Source organism: Collinsella sp. LCP19S3_B7 (assembly GCF_052121795.1).
Lineage (GTDB): Bacteria > Actinomycetota > Coriobacteriia > Coriobacteriales > Coriobacteriaceae > Collinsella.
This window is the reverse complement of record NZ_JBQKDO010000034.1, coordinates 1-2,340: the sequence shown is the minus strand read 5'-3', so window position 1 is coordinate 2,340 and position 2,340 is coordinate 1. Positions and strand designations below refer to the sequence as shown.

The following is a 2,340-nucleotide window of genomic DNA, read 5'->3' as shown; positions in this document are numbered from 1 at the left end:
TGTTTGATAGGAAAAGGAATTTCTCGGGGCCGCCTCTCGGCGGCCTTGCGAAAAACGAATCCAAGTCAGACCATTTCAAATGGTTCGATGTCTGCCCGGATGCGACACATCATGTGTGTCCATCCTCGCAGTATCCGGTTCTCAAGGTGCACGCCTGCGCTGGTTCCCGGTCCGACCGGGCCGCGCGGCAAGGAGATATATTGCCAGACCGGAGGGGCCCCGGGGGCGGGAATCTGGTTGCACACAGCTCCTACATATTTATTATTCATCGACCAAACGTTAGAGCAAAAGAAGGGGGCCCTTTGCGAGACCCCCTTCCCTTCTTATCGGTAACAGTCTGTTTATCAAGCCCTAGGCCAGCAGCTTGCGGCCAGACTCCTCAATCGCGTCAAGTGCTGCATCAGCCTCGGCGGCATCCGCGCCCTTAGCGAAGATGTACAGCTTGATCTTGGGCTCAGTGCCGGAAGGACGGACAATACCCTTGTTGCCACCCTCAAGATCGAACTCAATGACATTAGCCTTCGGCAGGCCGTTCACGCACGTGTTGTAATCCACAACGGCCTCGATCTTGGAGCCTGCGAGCTCCGCGGGCGGGTTCTCGCGCAGACCAGCCATGATGCCGGCCATCTTTGCCGCACCCTCAGCGCCCGGATAGCTCAGCGAAATCGTCTTGTTGTGATAGTAGCCATACTTCTCGTACAGCTCGTACATCGCATCGGCAAGGTTCTTGCCCTGGAGCTTGTAATACTGCGCCATCTGGCAAATCAGAAGCGAAGTGCTCACGGCGTCCTTGTCGCGCACGTGGTCGCCGGCCAGATAACCGTAGCTCTCCTCGAAACCGAAGATAAAGCGATCGACTTCACCAGCATCGGAAAGCGAGGTAATGATGTCACCGATGTACTTGAAGCCCGTCAGGCAGCGACGGAGTTCAAAGCCATACTCCTCGGCCAGAGCATCGACCATGGCGGAAGAAACAATGGTAGTAACCGCGACCTTCTTGGTGAGATCCTCGCCGCGGGCGGCACGGGTCTTGCAGATATAGTCGAGCAGCAGAACGCCCATCTCATTGCCGGTCAGCAGCAGATAGTCATCACCATTCTTAACAGCAACGCCAACACGGTCGGCGTCAGGATCGGTTGCAAGCAGCAGATCGGGGTGAACCTGCTCGCACAGGTCGATTCCCTTCTGCATGGCCTGACGGATCTCGGGGTTAGGATACGGGCAGGTCGGGAAATCGCCGTTCGGGTCCTTCTGCTCGGGAACAACCGTGACATCGGTGATGCCGGCGCGCTCGAGCACCGTCGTGACGGGAATGAGGCCAGTGCCGTTGAGCGGAGTGTAGACGAGCTTAAGCGGAGCGCCAGCGATCTCCTCGGCAGAAAGGTTGGTCACGCCGCGCGCGAGAACGGCGTCGTAATAACGCTCGAGGCACGAGTCATCGATCCATTTGACCAGACCCTGCTCAAGAGCCTCATCGAAGTCCATGGACTTCACGCCAGTGAACGTATCGGTCTCGGCGATAGCCTTAGAAATTGCATCGGCGGCCTCGCTCGTGATCTGGCAGCCGTCAGGGCCATATGCCTTATAGCCGTTATAGGGCGCAGGGTTATGACTAGCGGTCATGCAAATGCCACCGGAGCACTTAAGGTCGCGGACGGCCCAAGAAAGCGTCGGCACGGGAGAAATCTTAGGGTACACGAGAGCAGTCACGCCGTTTGCTGCAAGAATGGCAGCAGTCGTCTTGACGAACAATTCGCCCTTATTGCGGCTATCGCGAGCAATGGCAACCGTCGGATGCTCAAAAGTCGCATTGAGATAGTCGGCGAAGCCCTGCGTTGCACGGCCGACCGTATAGATATTCATACGGTTGGTGCCAGCACCGATCGTGCCACGCAGGCCGGCGGTACCGAAGGCAAGATCCTGGAAGAAGGCATCGGTGATGGCATCCTCGTCACCCTGCTCCTTCATCGTGTTGAGCTCGGTCAGCAGCTCATCATCCTTGACATTGGCAATCCAAGTATCAAGCAGCTCGTGAACATCTGCCATGTGCGTCCTTCCTTCATAATCAATAAAACGGCCCGCCTAAAACAGGTCAAGCGCAGTATCACGCTTAAGTAGATAGTAATCCATTGAGTGCGTGAGACTGTCAGGAGAACGGTGAACGTCTGAATAAGACGGCAGATGATATCGTTGTAAAAATTGAAATTTAGTTAAATTGCCTGAGAAACGAAAAAGGGGGAGGCCGCGAGGCCTCCCCCTTCCCAGTCCAAGCGCACGGCTCGGTGCCGTCCACCGGTCAGCGGCGCCCTGGCCTCCCACGGGCTGGCCCCGCAGTACTCT

The 2,340-nt window shown here is 56.8% G+C and carries 1 protein-coding gene; it reads right to left on the bottom strand.

The window, feature by feature from the left end; genetic code table 11:
* Positions 1 to 351: 351 nt before the first annotated feature.
* On the bottom strand, positions 352 to 2,046 hold the full coding sequence (locus tag ACTQW0_RS08435) for a phospho-sugar mutase (protein ID WP_441567767.1): 1,695 nt from the start codon (positions 2,044 to 2,046) through the stop codon (positions 352 to 354).
* Positions 2,047 to 2,340: the final 294 nt, after the last annotated feature.